The 18,676-nt window shown below is 72.7% G+C and carries 9 protein-coding genes and 1 pseudogene; 4 read left to right on the forward strand and 6 right to left on the reverse strand.

Annotation, left to right across the window (positions count from 1 at the left end):
- Positions 1 to 161 precede the first annotated feature (161 nt).
- From P3T41_RS08770 to P3T41_RS08785, 4 genes are all read right to left on the reverse strand, one after another.
- The gene (locus P3T41_RS08770) at positions 162 to 1,598 is read right to left on the reverse strand and encodes a class I adenylate-forming enzyme family protein (RefSeq protein ID WP_280689063.1); all 1,437 of its coding nucleotides are present in this window, start codon (positions 1,596 to 1,598) and stop codon (positions 162 to 164) included.
- Between the two features lie 269 nt (positions 1,599 to 1,867).
- The gene (locus P3T41_RS08775) at positions 1,868 to 2,524 is read right to left on the reverse strand and encodes a 4'-phosphopantetheinyl transferase superfamily protein (RefSeq protein ID WP_280689064.1); all 657 of its coding nucleotides are present in this window, start codon (positions 2,522 to 2,524) and stop codon (positions 1,868 to 1,870) included.
- Entirely contained in the window at positions 2,521 to 3,384 is an 864-nt protein-coding gene (locus P3T41_RS08780) for a metallophosphoesterase (protein ID WP_280689065.1), read from the reverse strand. Before P3T41_RS08780 ends, P3T41_RS08775 begins: the two co-directional genes overlap by 4 nt.
- A 28-nt stretch (positions 3,385 to 3,412) precedes the next feature.
- Positions 3,413 to 4,300 (reverse strand): ACP S-malonyltransferase, encoded by an 888-nt coding sequence (locus P3T41_RS08785; RefSeq protein ID WP_280689066.1) that lies wholly within the window; start codon positions 4,298 to 4,300, stop codon positions 3,413 to 3,415.
- Positions 4,301 to 4,623: 323 nt separating this feature from the next.
- On the opposite strand from P3T41_RS08785, the gene P3T41_RS08790 reads away from it, so the two are divergent.
- From P3T41_RS08790 to P3T41_RS08805, 4 genes and pseudogenes are all read left to right on the forward strand, one after another.
- Positions 4,624 to 5,427 (forward strand): carbon-nitrogen hydrolase family protein, encoded by an 804-nt coding sequence (locus P3T41_RS08790; protein WP_280689067.1) that lies wholly within the window; start codon positions 4,624 to 4,626, stop codon positions 5,425 to 5,427.
- A 34-nt stretch (positions 5,428 to 5,461) separates the two neighbouring features.
- On the forward strand, positions 5,462 to 7,147 hold the full coding sequence (locus P3T41_RS08795) for an NAD(P)/FAD-dependent oxidoreductase (protein WP_280689068.1): 1,686 nt from the start codon (positions 5,462 to 5,464) through the stop codon (positions 7,145 to 7,147).
- Between the two features lie 251 nt (positions 7,148 to 7,398).
- Positions 7,399 to 7,560, forward strand: a pseudogene (locus tag P3T41_RS08800) (transposase family protein); the annotation flags it as partial.
- A gap of 918 nt (positions 7,561 to 8,478) precedes the next feature.
- Positions 8,479 to 11,316 carry a LuxR family transcriptional regulator gene (locus P3T41_RS08805; RefSeq protein WP_280689069.1) on the forward strand — a complete coding sequence of 946 codons (2,838 nt, stop codon included), beginning with the start codon at positions 8,479 to 8,481 and terminating at the stop codon, positions 11,314 to 11,316.
- A gap of 73 nt (positions 11,317 to 11,389) precedes the next feature.
- Here P3T41_RS08805 and P3T41_RS08810 read toward each other — a convergent pair whose 3' ends face one another.
- Entirely contained in the window at positions 11,390 to 12,151 is a 762-nt protein-coding gene (locus tag P3T41_RS08810; RefSeq protein ID WP_280689070.1) for an alpha/beta fold hydrolase, read from the reverse strand.
- Positions 12,152 to 12,344: 193 nt separating this feature from the next.
- Positions 12,345 to 18,623, reverse strand: a complete 6,279-nt coding sequence (locus P3T41_RS08815; RefSeq protein WP_280689262.1) for a type I polyketide synthase — start codon at positions 18,621 to 18,623, stop codon at positions 12,345 to 12,347.
- Positions 18,624 to 18,676: the final 53 nt, after the last annotated feature.

Raw genomic sequence — 18,676 nt, forward strand, 5'->3', positions numbered from 1 at the left:
ACCGGTGCCGCACCCGGTCCGGCGCGGGCAGCCGACCGGTCCGAGTCTAGACCTGTCCGGCTTCGTCCCGATTGCGGCTGGCGGCCCCGCCGTTCGGGTGTGCGGGGTGGAAGGGGAGCACCAGGACGGCGGCCACGCGCGCCCACCAGGCTGACGGACCGTCAGGCAGGGTTCCCGGCGTCGGCCAATCCGGCCGCCGCCTCGGCGAGTTCGGTCATCCGCCGCTTGTCCGGCTTGCCGTTGCGGTTGAGCGGGAACTGCTCCAGCACGATCACCCGGTTCGGCTGCTCGTAGCTCGGCAGCACCTCGGCCAGCAGCTCGCGCCAGTGCGCGGAGTCCCGCTGCTGCTCGTCCTCGACGAAGAAGACCAGGCTGCTGCCGCGGCGCTCGTCGGGCAGCGGCACGATCCGGGTCGAGCAGCCGCCGGTGGCCGCCTTGCGCTCGATGATCTCGGGGTAGAGCGTGTAGCCGTTGCGGTGCACGGCGAACTTGCGGCCCAGCACGAAGAGGTTGCCAGCCGCGTCCAGGTAGCCGAGGTCGCCGGTGCGGAAGACGCTCTGGTCCACCGGGTCGATGCCGCCCTCGGCGGTGAGGTAACCGACCATCACATCCGGTGTCTCGATGAGCAGTTCACCCACCTCGCCGGCCGGCACCTCGTTCTCCTCGTCGTCCACCACGCGCACCCGCAGGCCGTCCATCACCTGCCCGCAGGAGACCGCGTTGTCGCTGGTCGCGAACGCCACGTTGCCCGCCTCGGTGCTGCCGTAACTGTCCAGCAGCGGCAGGCCGAAGTGCTCCAGGTAGCGCTCCACCAGCGACTGGTCGAGCGGCGCGGCCCCGCTGCAGAACATCCGGACCGTGCCGAGCGAGTCGGCGAGCGCGGGCTTCTGCCTGATGATGTTCAGCATGCTGCGGTAGGTGGCGGGGGTCGCGTCCAGCACGGTCGCACCCGAGTGCCCGGCCATCCGCAGCGCCCGGTCGGCGCGCTTGTAGGGGGCGATCACCAGCGAGCCCTGGACGATCCAGGCGATCAGCACCATCGACAGGCCGTACTGGTGCGAGAAGGGCAGCAGCGGCAGCAGCACGTCGTCCGAACAGTGGCCCATGTGGCGCGCGTTGCGCTCCAGGTTCTTCAGCATCCGCCCGCCGTTCTTGACGATGCCCTTGGGCTCGCCGGTGGACCCGGAGGACCACATGATCAGCGCGTCGTCCAGGTCGGACCAGGCACCGAAGTCGAGCCGCCGGTCCGTCACCGCCAAGTCTGGTGCGGCGGCCAGCAGTTCGTAGAGGTAAACCGGCTCGGTGTCGGCGGGCACCGGGGCGTCGTCGTCGACCAGGACCAGCTTGGTGCCGGCCCGCCGGATGATGGAGCCGGTGGCCTCCTGCTTCTCCTGCTGGTCCACCATGACCACCGAGGCGCCCACGTGCATCAGGGCGAAGAGGACCGACACGTAGGCGATCGAGTTGCCGGCCTTGAGCAGCACCCGGTCACCGAGCCCGACCCCGCGTTCCCGCAGCACCTGGGCGATGCGCAGGGTGTCCTGCTCGAACTCGGCGAGCGTCGCTGCGGAGCTCTCCGCGAGGATCTTGGCCGGCATCGGCTCCACTCATCCTTCTCGTGCTCGGCGGCCACCATGGACACCCGCACCCGGGGGGCCGGGGAGTGGTCGGAGGGGTTCGGGGCGGGCTGGGCGCGCCCTGCCCGTACGTACCGGAGCGTATCCAGCCGCCCTGCGGGGGCAGTACCCCTATCCGACCCCAGCCGCCCCAGCCGGTCGCCGCACCCCACTCGGCACACCCCGCTCGGCCACGCACGCGCCAAAGCCGCGGCACACTCGGGGAGTTGCCGCGGCTCGGGGGTGGCGGGTCAGTCCCGAGCCACCGTGATCGCCGTCGCCACCAGCCCCTCCTCGGCGACCCAGCGCCCCTCGAACCCCGGCAGTCGCCGGCCCTCGACCACGGGGCCCGGCACCAGCAGCCGGGCGGTGAAGGTACCGTCCGCCTCCAGCCGCAGTTCGGCCTCGGAGAAGTCCAGCATCTTGCCCATCAGCGGGAACCAGGCCTTGTAAACGCTTTCCTTGGCGCTGAACAACAGCCGGTCGCCGTGCACGGCCGGGTCCGCGCGGCGCAGCGCGGCCAGCATCGGCAGCTCCGCCGGGACCGCGATCGCCTCCAACACCCCTTCCGGCAGCGGCTCGTTGGTCTCCGCGTCGATGCCCAGGGTGAGCACCGTGGCGGCCGGGGCCAGCGCGGCGGCGCGGTAGCCCGCGCAGTGCGTCATGCTGCCCACCACCGTTGCGGGCCACCGGGGTTCGCCACGGGGGCCGGGGACCAGCGGGACGGGCGGCAGGCCGAGGGCGGCCAGCGCGCGGCGGGCGCAGGAGCGGACCGCCTGGAACTCGTCCTGGCGCTGCGGCACCGACTGGCTGATGTGCGCGGCCTCTTCGGGGAAGAGGTCGATCTGCTCGCGCTGGGCTCGGCTCTCGGCCCAGACGACCGGCTCGGGAAGGATCCGCTCGATCAACGCTTCGTCACCTCGGGGAAGATCTGGCGCAGTCCGCCCGGCGCCTGATCGCCCCGGCGGCGCCACTCGCGCGGGTAGCCCACCGAGACCTCCTCGAAGCGGACGCCGTCGTAGTGGGTGACCCGGGGGATGTGCAGGTGGCCGTAGACGACCGCCGCCACGTTGAAGCGGGTGTGCCAGTCGGCGGTGGCCGTGGTGCCGCACCACTGCGCGAACTCGGGGTAGTACAGGACATCGGTCGGCTGGCGGACCAGCGGGTAGTGGTTGACCAGCACGGTCGCGATCGCCGGGTCCAGGGCGGCCAGCCGCTCCTCGGTGGCGGCCACCCGGGCGTCGCACCAGGCCTCGCGGCTCGGGTACGGGTCGGGGTGCAGCAGGTACTCGTCGGAGCAGACCACGCCCGTCTCGTGGGCGCGGGCCAGCGCCTGCTCCTTGGTGGTGGTGCCGGCCGGGCGGAAGGTGTAGTCGTAGCCGACGAAGAGCGGGGCGATCCGCACCGGCCCGTCGGGGCCCGGCCAGAGCGGGTACGGGTCCTCGGGGGTGTGCACGCCCAGCCGGCGGCAGATCTCCACCAGGTGCTGGTAGCGCTCCACGCCGCGCAGCTTCACCGGGTCACTGGGGTGGGTCCACAGCTCGTGGTTGCCCGGCGCCCAGACCACGGCCGCGAACCGCTCACTGAACAGGCGGAGCGTCCACTCGATCTCCTCGACGACCTCGCCGATGTCACCGGCGACGATCAGCCAGTCCTGCGGCGACCGGGGCCGCAGCTCCCGGACGATCTCGCGGTTCTCCGGGTAACTGATGTGCAGGTCACTGGTGGCGAGGAGAGCGCCGCCCGGTCCGTTGCTACTGTTCGTCAAGGGATCGTGCCTTCCGGGCCCCGCCGCGTCAACTCCTGGGCTTCAGGGCCGACTCCGGGGCGATCGTGGTCGTGGCGAAGTTGTCGACCGTGCACTTCAGTCGCCGCAGCAGCCGGTCCCGACCGACGATACTGATCCGCCGCACGCCCTGCCCGACCAGGGTGTCCACCACACCGGGCCAGCGCATCGGGCGGGTGAAGCCGCCCAGGATCCAGTCCCGGGCCTGCTCGGCGGTGGTGACCAGCGAGCCGTCCTGGTCGGAGACGATCGGCACCAGCGGGTCGCGCAACCGGTAACCGCTCAGCAGCTGCTGGTCGACCCGCTCGCGCAGCGGGCCGAAGATGCTCGCGTGGGCCGGCGGGCGCATGGTGTAGAGGGAGTAGCCGCCGACCGCGCCGATCCGCTGCTTGAATCCGTCCAGGGCCCGCTCGTTGAGCGAGACCATGTACATGTCGCGATCCATGTACGATGAGATCTCGTACCACTCGTCAGCCGCGGCCAGTTCGGCCAGCAGCTCGTCGAGGGTGTCCGAGCCGACCTTCACGAAGGAGTGGGTGACGATGTCGCTGTGCTGCTCGGTGAAGTACTCGTGCTCGCAGCGGGCCATCTCGGCCACCAGCCGCACGGCCTCCTCGAAGGGCAGCACGCCCGCGTGCGCGGCGGCGGCCATCTTGCCGAAGCTGACGCCGGCGCAGTGGCCCACCGGCCCCGGGAGTTCCGGCCCGCTCCACTCGACCAGCGCGAGCGAGGCCACGAACGAGGTGACCTGCGCGACCTCGGCGTAGTCGTCCTCGCTCTGTCGCAATGCGTCGAAAACCCGGTAGCCGAGCACTTCGTCGGCGATCCCGAACAGCTTTCTGGCTTGCCGGTTGACCACCATGAACCGGCCGAAGTCGGCGAATCGCGACGGGCCCATGGCAGGAAAGACGATAGCGTTGCTGCCCGGCTCACCGGTCGTCATGTCAGCCCGTTCTCTCGGCACCGTTTCGGTCCCGTCGAAGCCTATCCGCGCGGGCGGCGTCCACCACCCCTGCCCACCCCCTACCCACCCTTATGCCCGGGCCCCGTGGCGCATTTCGGCAGTGCCGGAAACCGGACCGTAGGGGGGAGCTAGGGGTTGCCCGGGATAGGGCCGCCCCATAACTTCGGCCGCGGCAATGCCCGTCCCGGATGCCAACTCCGTATCAGGGATCAAGGCTGCACGGCCGATGATTCCACCGCACCACGAGGAAGCCCGCGATGAGGATTGCTTGCTGGCAGGCCGCGTGCGGCTCCCCCGACGTGCCGCACCTGCTGGGGCGGCTTCGGGAGGTGGCCCGGCAGGCGGCCGAAGCGGGCGCGGAACTGCTGGTCGCCCCGGAGATGACGGTGGGTGGCTACCCGCTGCGACCGGCCGCGCTGGCTCAGGCCAGCGAGCCGGTGGACGGGCCGCACGGCCTCGAAGTCGCCGCGATCGCTCGCGAGTTCGGCATCGCCGTGCTGCACGGCTGGCCGGAGCGCGACGGCGACGCCGTCTACAACGCGAGCCGGCTGGTCTCCGCCGAAGGCGTGCTGCTGGCCAACTACCGCAAGGCGCACCTGTTCGGCGAGGTGGACCGGTCCCGGTTCGCGCCGGGCGACCACGGCGTGGTGCAGGCCAAGCTGGGCGAGCTGACGGTGGGTCTACTGGTCTGCTACGACGTCGAGTTCCCGGAGGCGGTCCGGGCGCACGGCCTGGCCGGCACCGAACTGCTGCTGGTACCGACCGCGCTGATGCGTCCCTGGGACGTGGTGGCGCGAACGCTGGTACCCGCCAGGGCCTTCGAGAGCCAGCTCTACATCGCCTACGCCAACTGGATCGGCGAGCGCGGCGGCCTGGACTTCTGCGGGCTGACCACCGTGGCCGCCCCGGACGGCACTCGGCTCACCCGGGAGGAGCCCACCGAGGGCCTGCTGCTGGCCGAGATCGATCCGGCGGTGGTGGCGAAGGCGCGCCTCGACACTCCCTACCTCCATGACCGGCGCCCCGAGCTCTACCGGGGTCTGCCCGACCGCCTGGGCTGACCACCGCGAGCCGGGTCCCGAAAGGTGTCCACAGATGTCCCTCAGTGCCCGCGAGTATCCGGCCGTGCGTGATGTGACCGCACCTCTGACGATGTTCGGACCCGACTTCCCCTTCGCCTACGACGACTGGCTGCGCCACCCCGCCGGGCTCGGCTCGGTCCCCGCCGCCCACCACGGCACCCCGGTTGCCGTGGTGGGCGGCGGCATGGCGGGCCTGGTCGCGGGCCACGAACTGCTGCGCCTGGGGCTGCGGCCGGTGCTCTACGAGGCGGGCGACCTGGGCGGCCGGATGCGCTCGGTGCCGTTCGAGGCGAACCCGGAGTTCGCCGCGGAGCTCGGGGCGATGCGCTTCCCGGTCTCGGCCACCACGCTGTTCCACTACATCGACGCGCTGGGCCTGCGGACCCGGCCGTTCCCCAACCCGCTCGCCCCGGGCACCTCGAGCACCCTGGTGCACCTGGGCGGCGAGCGGCACTACGCGCGCGCCGTCGAGGACCTGCCGTCGGTCTACCAGGAGGTGGCCGACGCCTGGCAGAAGACGCTGCTGGACCAGGCCGAGCTCGCGGTGATGGAGGACGCGGTGCGCCGCCGCGACACCGCACTGCTCAAGGCGGTGTGGAACCGGATGGTGCGGACCCTGGACGACCAGTCGTTCTACGGGTTCCTGGCCGCCTCACCGTTCTTCCGCTCGTTCCGGCACCGGGAGTTGTTCGGCCAGGTCGGCTTCGGCACCGGCGGCTGGGACACCGACTTCCCCAACTCGATCCTGGAGGTGCTGCGGGTGGTCTTCACCGGCGCCGACCAGGACCAGGTCGGCATCGTCGGCGGCACGGGCCGGCTGGTGCGGGGCCTGTGGACGCGGCCGGTGGGCCGGGCGGCGCACTGGCCGGCCGGCACCTCGCTCGCCACGCTGCACGGCGGCACGCCCCGCCCGGCGGTCGGCGCGCTGCGCCGGGTGGCCGAGGGCGTGCAGGTCGAGGACGCCGAGGGCGGCCGCGCGACCTATCCGGCGGTGGTCTTCACCCCGCACGTGTGGACGCTGCTGAGCCAGATCGACTGCGACCCGGCACTGCTCTCCACCGAGCACTGGACGGCGGTCGAGCGGACCCACTACATGGGCTCCTCCAAGCTGTTCGTGCTCACCGACCGGCCGTTCTGGCTGGACCGGGACGGCGCGACCGGCCGGGACGCGATGAGCATGACGCTCAGCGACCGGATGCCGCGTGGCATCTACCTCTTCGACGAGGGCCCGGACCGGCCCGGGGTCATCTGCCTCTCCTACACCTGGAACGACGACTCGCTGAAGGTCGCCACGCTCAGCGACGAGCAGCGGCTGGAGGTGCTGCTCACCCAGTTGCGCGGGATCTACCCCGAGGTCGACGTGCGCGCGCACATCGTCGGGCCGCCGATCTCGGTGACCTGGGAGACCGACCCGCTGTTCATGGGGGCCTTCAAGGCCAACCTGCCCGGGCAGTACCGGTACCAGCGCCGGCTGTTCACCCAGTTCGTCCAGGATGGCTTCCCGGCCGACCAGCGCGGGCTGTTCCTGGCCGGCGACGACGTGTCGTGGACCGCGGGCTTCGCCGAGGGCGCGGTCACCACGGCGCTCAACGCTGTCTGGGGAGTGGTCCGCCACCTGGGCGGCGCCAGCCACCCTGCCAACCCCGGCCCGGGGGACGTTTTCGAGGCACTCGCGCCGATCCAGTTGCCGGAGGAGTGAAGCCAGTCGCGGAAATGACAGTTGAGTGAACAACGGGGGAATTGATGGAAACACGGGGGAAGGGCATCGGCGGTGCGCCAGGACGGGCCGTGCTGTGCCAGGCGACCGGTCGGGACGACACAGAAACAGCCATGGCACAGTTGATCAGCGCAGCGCAGACCACGTGGGTCGAGCTCCTCACGGGTCTGGACACCGCGGAGTTCGAAGAACTGCTGGAGGCACTGCGGCCGCACACGCAGGCGGATACGCCCCGGGTGGGCCGGCGTTGGACGCTGTCCCTGGCGGACCGGGTCCTGCTGGTCTCGGTCTACCGGCGGACCAATCTGACCATGCGTGAGGTCGCCGTGGTGTTCGGGATCTCCAAGTCGGCCGCCGACCGGATCGTCGGCCACCTCGGGCCGATGCTCGACCTGCCGGGGGTGCGGCACCGGCGCTGCCGGCTGACCCTGCGGCTGGACCGGACCGAGTGCCAGGCACCCGCCGAGCTGACGGTCGACCGCTGCGTACCGCCGGGCACGGAGCCGCAGCGGGCCTGAGCGAACGTCACCGGACCAGCCCAGAGCGGCCCGGAGCAGCACAGAGCAGCACAGAGCAGCCCGGCCCGACGGCCGGTCCGATCCAGCGAACAGCCCGAACCGACCGAGCCCATGGCCGGTCCGATCCAGCGAACAGGCTGGACCGGACCGGCCATCGACGTCATCGGACCAGGTCAGAGCTGCGGCAACTACGGGACAACCGTACTCCGCCCCTCGGTCCGGCCCACCTCGGCCCGGCCGCGCCCCGATGAACGTTGACGGTCCATCACTCCTCCTCTGCAACGGCCGAGTTAACGCGGCGTTTCCAGCTCCCGTGACTCCCCGCCAGCGCGCCCATTTGCCCGATTCATCAGCAATTGCCGGATCGGTCACGGCCGCCGACACCCCTCCGGGCGGCCCACCGGCCCGCCATCCTCAATTCTTGATCAGTTCCTAGCGACAGGCATGTCCCCGTCGGCCGGAGCAGTGTTATGTTTCAGATCAGCTGTCCCGCAACTAGTAGCCGCCGACCCGAAACGGCTCACCGGTGCGCGGGAATGGGGAGTTGTGGGCCGACCACACTATTGAGGCCCGAATAGTCACCCATCGATCATCAGCGGTTCGCCAGAATTTTCGTGCATTTCATCTGGGAGAAAAGTGTTCCAGCACGGAGTGCGGCACAACTCATCCGTCGGGATTCCCGCTGCACCGGGTTCCCCTCTCTACGCCCCAGCCAGTTTCTCCACTCCACGCAACGTCTGCCCCCACCAGACCTCGACTGGACCGGATGCAGGACCCGACGCAAGGAGCCACAACATGACTGGCCGTCCTGATCTCATCGAGCGCGCCGAAGAATTGCACCTCCTCCGCAGAATCACCACGGACGCCGTCCGGGGCAAGGGATCGGTCGGCCTGGTGGTCGGCCCTGTCGCGAGCGGAAAGTCCGTCCTGCTGTGCGCCTTGGGCGAGCACGCCGCCGAGGCGGGCGCCACCGTTCTGCGCGCCACCGGCGCGCAGGCCGAGCACCGCACGCCGCTCAGCATCGTCGGTCAACTGCTCCAGCAGGCCCCGCTGGACGCCGATCGCCTGCGGCAGACCCAGCACCTGCTCGCGACGGCGGCCGAGGCCGCGACGGCTCACCCGGCGGGCATCGCGCCGCAGGCGACCGGCGCCCACCAGCTGCCGGCCGACCTGGTCCAGGCGCTCTGCGCGGTCCTGTTCGACCTCTCCAGAACCGTTCCGCTACTGATCTGCGTCGACGACGCCCACCACGCCGACGCGCTCTCCCTGCAGTGGCTGCTCTTCCTGATCCGCCGGCTGGGCACCGCACGCATCGCCGTGGTGCTCACCGAACGCACCGCCCGCCAGCACCCGCAGCCCGCCTTCCACGCCGAGTTGCTGCGCCAGCCGCACTGCCGCCGGATCATGCTCGGACCGCTCACCCACGAGGGCGTGGTCCAGCTGCTCGGCACCCGACTCGACCACGAGCGGGCCGACCGACTGGCCGCCCGGGTCGACGCGTTGACGGGCGGAAACCCGCTCCTGGTGCACAGCCTGCTGGAGGACCTGCGCTCCTCCACCCGACTCGCCGCCGACCAGCACCCGGCCGGCCTGGGCGGCGGGTTCGCCTTCTCCCAGGCCGTGGTCAGCTGCCTGCACCGCAGCGAGCCGGCCGCGCTCGCGGTGGCCCGCGGCATCGCCGTCTTCGGCGACCTCGCCTCGGACCAGCAGCTCGGCCAGTTGCTGGGTCTCTTCCCAAGCCTGGTGGCGGGCGTCATCGACGGCCTGGACTCGGCCGGCCTGCTGGAGCAGGGCCGGTTCCGGCACCCGGCGGTGCGCACGGCCGTGCTGCACGACACCGACCCGGCCGAGCTCAGCCGGCTGCACGCGCAGGCCGCCCGGCTGCTCTACGCCCAGGGCGCGCCGGAACGGGCCATCGCCGAACAGCTGCTGGCCTCCGACCAGCCCGGCGAGGCCTGGAGCACCCGGGTGCTGTGCGACGTCGCCCGGCAGTCGCTCTTCGACGGCGACGCGGACCTGGCCCGGCAGTGCGTCGAGCACGCCCATCGCAACTGCACCGACGCCCGTCAGCGCGGCGAGGTGCTCACCCTGCTGGCCGGCGTCGAGTGGCAGCTGCAGCCGGGCAACGCCACCCGCCACCTGCCGATGCTCACCGCCGCCCTGCGGGCCGGTGAGCTGGGCGACCGGCACTCGGTGGTGGTCGTCAAGTACCTGCTGCGGCACGGCCGGATCACCGAGGCCACCGGTCTGCTGGAGCACATGCTGGCCCAGGGCCGCAAGATCGACGGCCGGACCGCCTCCGAGGTGCAGACCGTCAAGCTGCTGCTCTCCAGCTCCTACCCCGGCGCGCTGGCCGAGCTGCCGGACTTCGGCTCCTGCAGCATCAACCAGGACCGCACCCCCGCGGCCGTCCGCGCCGACCCGCGCCTGCAGGCCGCGGCCGCGCTGGACGAGGTGCTCAGCGGCCGGGCCGACGAGAACACCTTCCTCGGCGCCGAGCAGGTGCTGCGGAGCATCGGCCTGACCTACCGCCACTGGGAACAGGTCGAGTTCGCCCTGCTCGCGCTCATCTACGGCGACCAGCTGGAGCGCGCCGCGCTCTGCTGCGAGCAGCTGCTCGAGCGGGTCGGGCGGGCCGCCGAGGGCTGGCGGCCGCCGCTGCTCGCGCTGCGCAGCCAGATCGCGCTGCGCCAGGGCCGGTTGCTCGACGCCGAGCGCTACGCGAAGAGCGCGCTCGACCAGCTCCCCTGGAAGGGCTGGGGGGTGAACATCGGCCTGCCGCTGGCCACCCTGCTGGCGGCGCAGACCCTGATGGGCAAGTACGAGGACGCCGCGCAGCTGCTCAACCACCCCGTCCCGCAGGCCATCTACCAGACCCGCTACGGCATGCACTACCTGCACGCCCGTGGCGAGTTCCGGCTGGCCACCAACCACCCGCACGCGGCGCTGGACGACTTCCTGATCTGCGGCGAGATGATGCAGGACTGGGACCTCGACCTGCCGAGCGTGGTGCCCTGGCGCGGGGCGGCGGCCCGGGTCCACCTGCAGATGGGCAACCACCAGCAGGCCAAGGTGCTGATCGACGAGCAGACCAAGCGGCTGCAGCCCGGCTCCTCGCTCTCGCGCGGCAGCACGGTGCGGCTGAGCGCGGCGGTGGCCGAGCTCAAGTACCGTCCCTCGCTGCTGCGTCAGGCCGTGGACGATCTGCAGCGCTGCGACTCGCGGGTCGAACTGGCGCTGGCCCTGGCCGACCTGGGCTACGCGCACCAGAACCTCGGCGACCACAAGCGCTCCCGGATCATGATGAGCCGGGCCTGGCAGCTGGCCAAGGAGCAGGCCGCCGAGCCGATCCAGCGCGGGCTGTCCAGCATGTTCTCCGACCTGAGCGGGGAGCCGGCGCCGGCGACGACGGCGGACCACGCCGAGTCCGCCTCCTACGCGGGCGACTTGAGCGACGCCGAGCGGCGGGTCGCCTCGCTGGCCGCGCTCGGGCACACCAACCGGGAGATAGCCCGCGAGCTGTTCATCACCGTCAGCACGGTCGAGCAGCACCTGACCCGGGTCTACCGCAAGCTCAAGGTCACCCGCCGCAGCGATCTGCCCAGCGAACTCTGCCTGGTGCCCAGCGCCTGACGTCACTCGCTGGGCTCCAGGGCCCGGAGCGGCCGGCCGATGCCGATCGCTCCGGGCCTTCGGCGTGCCCCGGTCAGCCGGTGTGCGCCCGCAGCCGGTCGGTGATCTCGCCGAGCACGGCCCGCTGCTGGGCGGCCAGGTAGAAGTGGCCACCGGAGAAGACCCGCAGCGAGAACTCGCCGGTGGTCTCCTCGGCCCAGGCCTTGGCCTCGTCCACCGTGGACTTCGGGTCGTCGTCGCCGATCAGCGTGACGATCGGGCAGCTCAGCGGCCCGCCCGCCGGGCGCTCGTAGGTCTCGATCGCCCGGTAGTCGTTGCGGATCGCGGGCAGGATCATCCGCAGGATCTCCTCGTCGCCCAGCAGCGCGGTGTTGGTTCCGCTGAGCGTCTTGAGCTCGGCCACCAGGCCGTCGTCGTCCCGCTGGTGGACGAACTCCGCGCGGTGCGTGGCCGGTCCGCGCCGCCCGGAGGCGAACAGCGCCGCCGGCACCCGCCCGTCGGCCTCCAGCCGGCGGGCCAGCTCGAAGCCGAGGATCGCACCCATGCTGTGGCCGAACAGCGCCAGCGGCCGGTCGTCCAGGGTGGCGAGCACCCGGTGGATCTGGTCGGCCAGTTCGGCGATGGTGCCGATGCTCGGCTCGGCGCGGCGGTCCTGACGCCCCGGGTACTGGACCGCGAGCACCTCGATGTCGGGCGACAGCGCGGCCGACACGGGGAAGTAGAAGCTGGCCGAGCCACCCGCGTGCGGCAGGCAGAGCAGGCGCACCTTGGCGTCCGGGGCCTGGTGGAAGCGACGGATCCACAGGTCGTACTCGGCGCTGGTCGGGACGGTCATACGGATCTCTCGTCTCTCTCGGGATGGGTACGGGTCTGTGGGGGGAGCTGCCGGCCGTCAGGGGCCGCGCTCCCGTTCAGGACGACCATGCCAGGGGGTTGCCGCTCCGGCCCGCCGGGGGTCGGGCCGGAGCGGCGGTCTTCGTGCCGGCGGTCTTCGTGCCGGCGGCGCGGGGGTGCTGGCGGGCTGGGTGTCAGCGCACCTCGCGCAGCCAGTCCTCGATCAGGTCGGCGGTGGCGGCGGCGTGCTCCTCCATCACGGTGAAGTGGTTGCCCGGGGCGTCCACCGCGGTGTGCGGCAGCGGCCAGGACGCCCGCGCCCGCGCCGTCTGCGGCTCGTCCGTGCCGGGCGCGCCGGGGGCGGTGAGCAGGTCGACGGCGCGCACCAGCAAGGTGGGAGCGGCGATCCCGGCCGGCCGCCAGCCCGCGAAGATCCGCAGGTAGCCGCCCATCGCGGTGAGCCTGGTGTCGTCGATCGGGACGTACCCGCCCTCGCGGGCGAGCATCGCCCCGGTCAGCACCGGCAGCACCTCGGCCGCGTCGCCCAGGCCGGCGGCCTCGCCGTCCGCGTCGACAGAGCCCGCCTCGCTGTCCGCGTCGGCGAACGAGTAAGTGTCCACCAGGACGACACCCGCCAGGGCGGCGCCCAGCTCCTCCAGCCGGACCGCGGTGGCCTGCGCGAGCATGCCGCCGGTGGAGTGGCCGAGCAGCACGAACGGCGCTCCCCCGGTGGCCAGCAGGACAGCCCGGGCACCGAGTTCGACGATCGCCTCGGGCGACTCGGGCAGCGGCTCGCCGTCCAGGAAGCCCGGCAACGGCAGCGCCAGCACCTGGCGCCGGCCCCGGAAGGCCGCCGCGATCCGGGCGTACTGGTGCGGGCCCGAGATCGCCAGCAGCGAGGGCAGGCAGACCAGAAGCGGCTGCTCGGGCCCATCGGCCAGGCGCAGCAACTCCGGTGCCAGCTCGGCTGCCTGCGCCGCGGCGAAGGCGGGCCGGAAGCGCGAGGCGGCGAAGAGCAGTCCCATGAACTCCTGGCTGCGCCCGCTCTCGGCGGCGATGCGCAGCATCGCCCCGATGGTGCCGAGCGGACGGCTCGGCTCGACCGCCCCCGCCCCCGCCCCCGCTGCCGCGTCGCCCGCGGCGGCAGCCGACACCAGCTGCTGGCACAGCCGGACCGCCAGCGCACCCGGGGTCGGGTGGTCGAAGAGCAGCGTGGCCGGCAGCCGCAGGCCGGTGACCAGGGCCAGCCGGTTGCGCAGCTCCACCGAGGTCAGCGAGTCGAAGCCCAGCTCCAGGAAGCCCCGTTCGATCTCCACCGCCTCCGGCCCCGCGTGGCCGAGTGCGGCGGCGGCGTGGGTGCGTACCAGATCGAGCAGGACGGCCTCGCGCTCCGCCTCGCTGCGGCCCGCGAGCCGTTCGGCCAGTACGGCGGCCGATTCCTGCTCCCCCGCCACCGCCCGGCGCAGCGGCACCCGCACCAGGCCGCGCAGCAGCGCCGGCACCTGGCCGGTCGCGGCGGCGTGCGCGCGCAGGCCGGCCAGGTTGAGCTTGACCGGCACCAGCAGCGCCCGGTCGAGCAACTCGGCGGCGTCGAAGAGGGCCAGGCCCTCCGTGGTGGTCAGCGGTGCCACCCCGCCGCGGGCCAGCCGCTCCAGGTCGGCCCGGTCGAGCTCGCCTGCCATGCCGCCGTCCGTCGCCCACAGGCCCCAGGCCAGCGAGGTGGCCGCCAGGCCCTGGGCCCGCCGGTGCTCGGCGAGGGCGTCCAGGAAGGCGTTGGCCGCAGCGTAGTTGGCCTGCCCGGGGCCACCGAAGACACCGGCGACGGAGGAGAAGAGCACGAACGCGTCCAGCTTCTGATGCTTCGTCAGTTCGTGCAGCTGCCAGGCGGCATCGACCTTCGGGCGCAGCGCCGCATCGACCCGCTCGGGAGTGAGCGAGACCACGGCTCCGTCGTCCAGCAGGCCGGCGGCGTGCACCACCGCGGTCAGCGGGTGCTCGGCGGGCACCGAGGCGAGGAGTTCGGCCATCGCCTCGCGGTCGGCCGCGTCGCAGGCGGCGAACCTGACCTCGGCGCCCGATGCGCTCAGCTCACGCTTCAACTCGGCTGCGCCGTCGGCGTTCTCGCCACGCCGCGAGACCAGCAGCAGGTGCCGCACACCGCGCTCGGCCACCAGGTGGCCGGCCAGCAGGCGGCCCAATGAGCCCGTGGCGCCGGTGAGCAGGACCGTCCCGGCGGGGTTCCAGGCGGCGGACTCGGCGGGCCCGGCAGGCTCGATGGGCTCGGCGGGCAGCGCCACCCGGGTCAGCCGGGGAGCCAGCAGCTGCCCGGCCCGGATGGCGAGTTGGGGCTCGTCGAGCGCGCATGCGGCGGCGAGCACGCGGGCCGAGTCCTGGTGTCCGTCCAGGTCGATCAGGACGAAGCGGTCGGGGTACTCGCTCTGCGCGGTGCGGACCAGACCCCAGACGGCGGCCGACGGCAGGTCGGTCACGTCCTCGCCGGGACGGCCCGCCACCGCACCGCGGGTGACCAGCACCAGACGCGCGTCGGCCGTGCAGTCCTGCGCGAGCCACTGCTGGACCAGCGCCAGCGCCCGGTGCGCCGCCTCGTGCGTCGCCCGTGCGACGTCGCCCGCCAGGCCGGCGGACGGGGGGCAGGCGGACGGGGGGCAGGCGGCCAGCACGGTCCGGGGCATCGACGCCCCGGCCGCCACCGCCGCCGCCAGCGCGGTCGGATCGGTGTGGCGTGGGGCGTCAACGCCCGTGCCACCCAGCAGAGTCGACCAGTCCTCCGGGTCAGGACCGAGCAGCGCCCAGTCCGGGCCGGTGGCGGCGGGCGCGGGTACGGTGACCCACTCCAGGCCGAACAGCGCGTCCCCGGCTCCGCCGCCGGTGGCGCCGAGCTGCTCGGGCGAGATCGAACGCAGCGCGAGCGACTCGATGGCCGCCACCGCCTGGCCGCCCGCGTCGGCCAGCTCCAGCGCCACCGCGTTCTCGCCCACCAGCCGGATCCGCGCCCGCAGTTCGGTCGCGCCGGTGGCGTGCAGGCGGACCCCGCTCCAGGCGAACGGCAGCCGCGCACCGCCGGTGTCCGCGACGAGCCCGCCGAGCGCGAGGGTGTGCAGGACGGAGTCGAGCAGCGCCGGGTGCAGCCCGAAGGCCGCCGCCTGCGCCCGGGACTCCTCCGGCAGCGCCAGCTCGGCGAAGAGTTCGCCGTCCCGGCGCCAGGCGGCCCGTACGCCCCGGAAGGTCGGGCCGTAGGCGAGGCCGAGCGCGGCGAAGCTGTCGTACAGGCCGTCCACCGCGACGGGCTCGGCGTCCTGCGGCGGCCACTCGCCGAGCCCGAAGGCCGCGGCGGCCGGCGCCCCGGCGGACAACTCGCCGGTGGCGTGCCGGATCCACGGCAGGTCGCCCGGCGCGTCCTCGGGCCGCGAGTGCAGGCTGAACCGGCACCGGCCGGACGCGTCCGGCGCGCCCACGGCCACCTGCACCCGCACCCCGCCGCGCTCGGGCAGGACCAGCGGCACCTCCAGGGTCAGCTCCTCCAGCACCTCGCACCCGACCTGGTCGCCGGCCCGGATCGCGAGGTCCACGAAGGCCGTGCCCGGCAGCAGCACCGAGCCCAGCACGGCGTGGTCGGCCAGCCAGGGGTGGGTGTCCAGCGCGAGCCGTCCGGTGAACACGTGACCGTCGGCATCCGCGAGCGCGAGCGAAGCACCCAGCAGCGGATGGTCCGTCGTGCCCAGCCCGGCCGAGGACACGTCCGTGAAGAACCCGGTGTACGGCTTGGGCCAGTAGCGCTCGCGCTGGAAGGCGTAGGTGGGCAGGTCGACGTGCTGGGCGCCGCTGCCGGCGAAGACGGCCGGCCAGTCGAGCTTGACGCCGCGCACGTGCAGCTGGGCCAGGGCGAGGGTGAACGTCTGCGTCTCGGATCGGTCGCGGCGCAGCACGGGCGGGAATGCGCTCTCCGCTGTGGTCACGCACTCCTGGGCCAGCGCGGACAGCGTGCCATCCGGGCCCAACTCCAGGAAGGTGCGCACGCCTTCACGCTCCAGGGTGGCGATCGCGTCGGCGAAGCGGACGGCCTCGCGAACGTGACGCACCCAGTACTCGGGCGAGGTCAGGTCGGCCGACTGGTCGAGCGTGGAGATGATCGGGATCTGCGGGGTGTTGAAAGTCAACTCGGCGGCGACCGCGCGGAACTCGGCGAGCATGCCGTCCATCAGCGGCGAGTGGAACGCGTGGCTGACGGTCAGCCGCTTCGTCTTGCGACCGTCGGCCGCCAGCTTCTCGGCAACCTCCAGCACAGCCTGCTTGTCGCCCGAAATCACCACGGACGTAGGCCCGTTGACGGCGGCGATACCGACATCCGAGCGGTCCGCCAGCAGCGGCAGCACCTCGTCCTCGGCAGCCTGCACGGCCACCATCGCGCCACCGGCGGGGAGCGCCTGCATCAGGCGACCGCGCGCGGCGACCAACTCGGCGGCGTCGGCCAGCGAGAGGACACCGGCGACGTGCGCGGCCGCCAACTCACCGATCGAGTGCCCGGCCAGGAAGTCGGGCCGCACACCCCAGGACTCGACGAGCCGGAACAGCGCCACCTCGACGGCGAAGAGCGCCGGCTGGGTGTAAGCGGTCTGGTCGATCAGCGCGTCGGCGTCCTTGAGCGGCGTCTCCAGGTGCTGGTCCAGCTCCGCGCACACGGCGTCATAGGCCTCGGCGAACGCCGGGAAAGCGCTGTACAGCTCCGCGCCCATGCAGGCCCGCTGGCTGCCCTGACCGGTGAAGAGGAACGCCGTCCGGCCCGCCGATCCCGCGCGCCCGACCACCGCCCGCGCCGCCGACTCACCGCGCGCCAGCGCCGCCAGCGCCTCACGGTCGCCGGCGACCACCGCCGCCCGGCGCTCGAAGGCCGCGCGGGTCGTCGCCAGCGCGAAGGCGACGTCGACCGCCTCCAGTTCGGGCTCGGCGTCGAGCCGGGTCAGCAGCCGCTCGGCCTGCTCGCGCAGCGCCTCGGGCGTGCGGCCGGAGAGCAGCCACGGCACCACCGGCGACTGCCCGATCGCGGCCGGCTCGGCCGGCGCCTGCTCGACGGCCGGCGCCTGCTCCAGGATGATGTGCGCGTTGGTCCCGCTGAACCCGAAGGAGGACACGGCCGCCCGGCGCGGCTCGCCGGTCCGCGGCCAGTCCCGCGCCTCGCTCAGCAACTCCACCGCGCCGGCCGACCAGTCCACGTGCCGCGACGGCTCACCGACGTGCAGCGACTTCGGCAGCACCCCGTGGCGCATCGCCATGACCATCTTCATGATCCCGGCCGCACCCGCCGCCGCCTGCGTGTGACCGATGTTCGACTTCACCGACCCCAGCCACAACGGCCGCTCGGCCGGGCGCCCCTGACCGTAGGTGGCCAGCAGGGCCTGGGCCTCGATCGGGTCGCCCAGCGTGGTGCCGGTGCCGTGCGCCTCGACCACGTCGACCTGCTCGCTGGTGAGGGCGGCGTCGGCCAGGGCCTGCTTGATCACCCGTTGCTGCGAGGGTCCGTTCGGCGCCGTCAGACCGTTCGAAGCGCCGTCCTGGTTCACCGCACTGCCACGGACCACGGCGAGCACGGGGTGGCCGTTGCGCCGGGCGTCGGAGAGCCGCTCGACCAGCAGCATGCCGACGCCTTCGCCCCAGCCGGTGCCGTCGGCGTCGTCGGAGAACGCCTTGCAGCGCCCGTCGGTGGCAAGGCCCCGCTGGCGGCTGAACTCCACGAAGGTGCTGGGCGTCAGCATCACGGTGACACCGCCGGCCAGCGCCAGCGTCGACTCGCCCTGGCGCAGCGACTGGCAGGCCAGGTGGAGGGCGACCAGCGAGGAGGAGCACGCGGTGTCGATGGTCACCGCCGGGCCCTCCAGGCCCAGCGTGTAGGAGACCCGGCCCGAGGCGATGCTCCCCGAGGTCCCCGTCCCCAGCTGGCCTTCGAGGCCCTCCACGGACTGCTGGAGCACGATGCCGTAGTCGTTGTACATCACGCCGACGAAGACGCCGGTCCGGCTGCCCTTGAGCGTGGTCGGGTCGATGCCGGCCCGCTCGATGGCCTCCCAGGAGGTCTCAAGGAGCAGCCGCTGCTGCGGGTCCATCGACATCGCCTCACGCGGCGAGATCCCGAAGAACCCCGGGTCGAACGCCCCTGCACGGTCGAGGAAAGCGCCTTCCCGGGAGTAGGACGTCCCGGGATGGTCCGGGTCCGGGTGGTAGAGGTTCTCGGTGTCCCAGCCCCGGTCCTCGGGGAAGACCGAGACCGCGTCCCGTCCGTCCGCCACCAGGTCCCACAGGCTCTCAGGACCGTTCACCCCGCCCGGAAAGCGACAGGCCATGCCGACGATGGCGATCGGCTCGTGCTCGCCCTCCTCGACCTCCTTCAAGCGGCGACGCGTCTCGTGCAGATCCGCCGTCACTCGCTTCAGGAAGTACCGAAGCTTGTCCTCGGCCATCATCTCAGCCGACATGTCAGGTCACCTCTCGGGGATGTTGCAGGAAGCGCGTG

This window comes from Kitasatospora sp. GAS204B (genome assembly GCF_029892155.1).
Classification (GTDB): Bacteria; Actinomycetota; Actinomycetes; order Streptomycetales; family Streptomycetaceae; genus Kitasatospora.

Bases quoted from the DNA above. Each gene is read 5' to 3' on its own strand.
- P3T41_RS08770 (WP_280689063.1), bottom strand. From the start codon at position 1,598: ATGCCGGCCAAGATCCTCGCGGAGAGCTCCGCAGCGACGCTCGCCGAG.
- P3T41_RS08785 (WP_280689066.1), bottom strand. From the start codon at position 4,300: ATGGGCCCGTCGCGATTCGCCGACTTCGGCCGGTTCATGGTGGTCAAC.
- P3T41_RS08790 (WP_280689067.1), top strand. From the start codon at position 4,624: ATGAGGATTGCTTGCTGGCAGGCCGCGTGCGGCTCCCCCGACGTGCCG.
- P3T41_RS08795 (WP_280689068.1), top strand. From the start codon at position 5,462: ATGTCCCTCAGTGCCCGCGAGTATCCGGCCGTGCGTGATGTGACCGCA.
- P3T41_RS08805 (WP_280689069.1), top strand. From the start codon at position 8,479: ATGACTGGCCGTCCTGATCTCATCGAGCGCGCCGAAGAATTGCACCTC.
- P3T41_RS08810 (WP_280689070.1), bottom strand. From the start codon at position 12,151: ATGACCGTCCCGACCAGCGCCGAGTACGACCTGTGGATCCGTCGCTTC.
- P3T41_RS08815 (WP_280689262.1), bottom strand. From the start codon at position 18,623: ATGGCCGAGGACAAGCTTCGGTACTTCCTGAAGCGAGTGACGGCGGAT.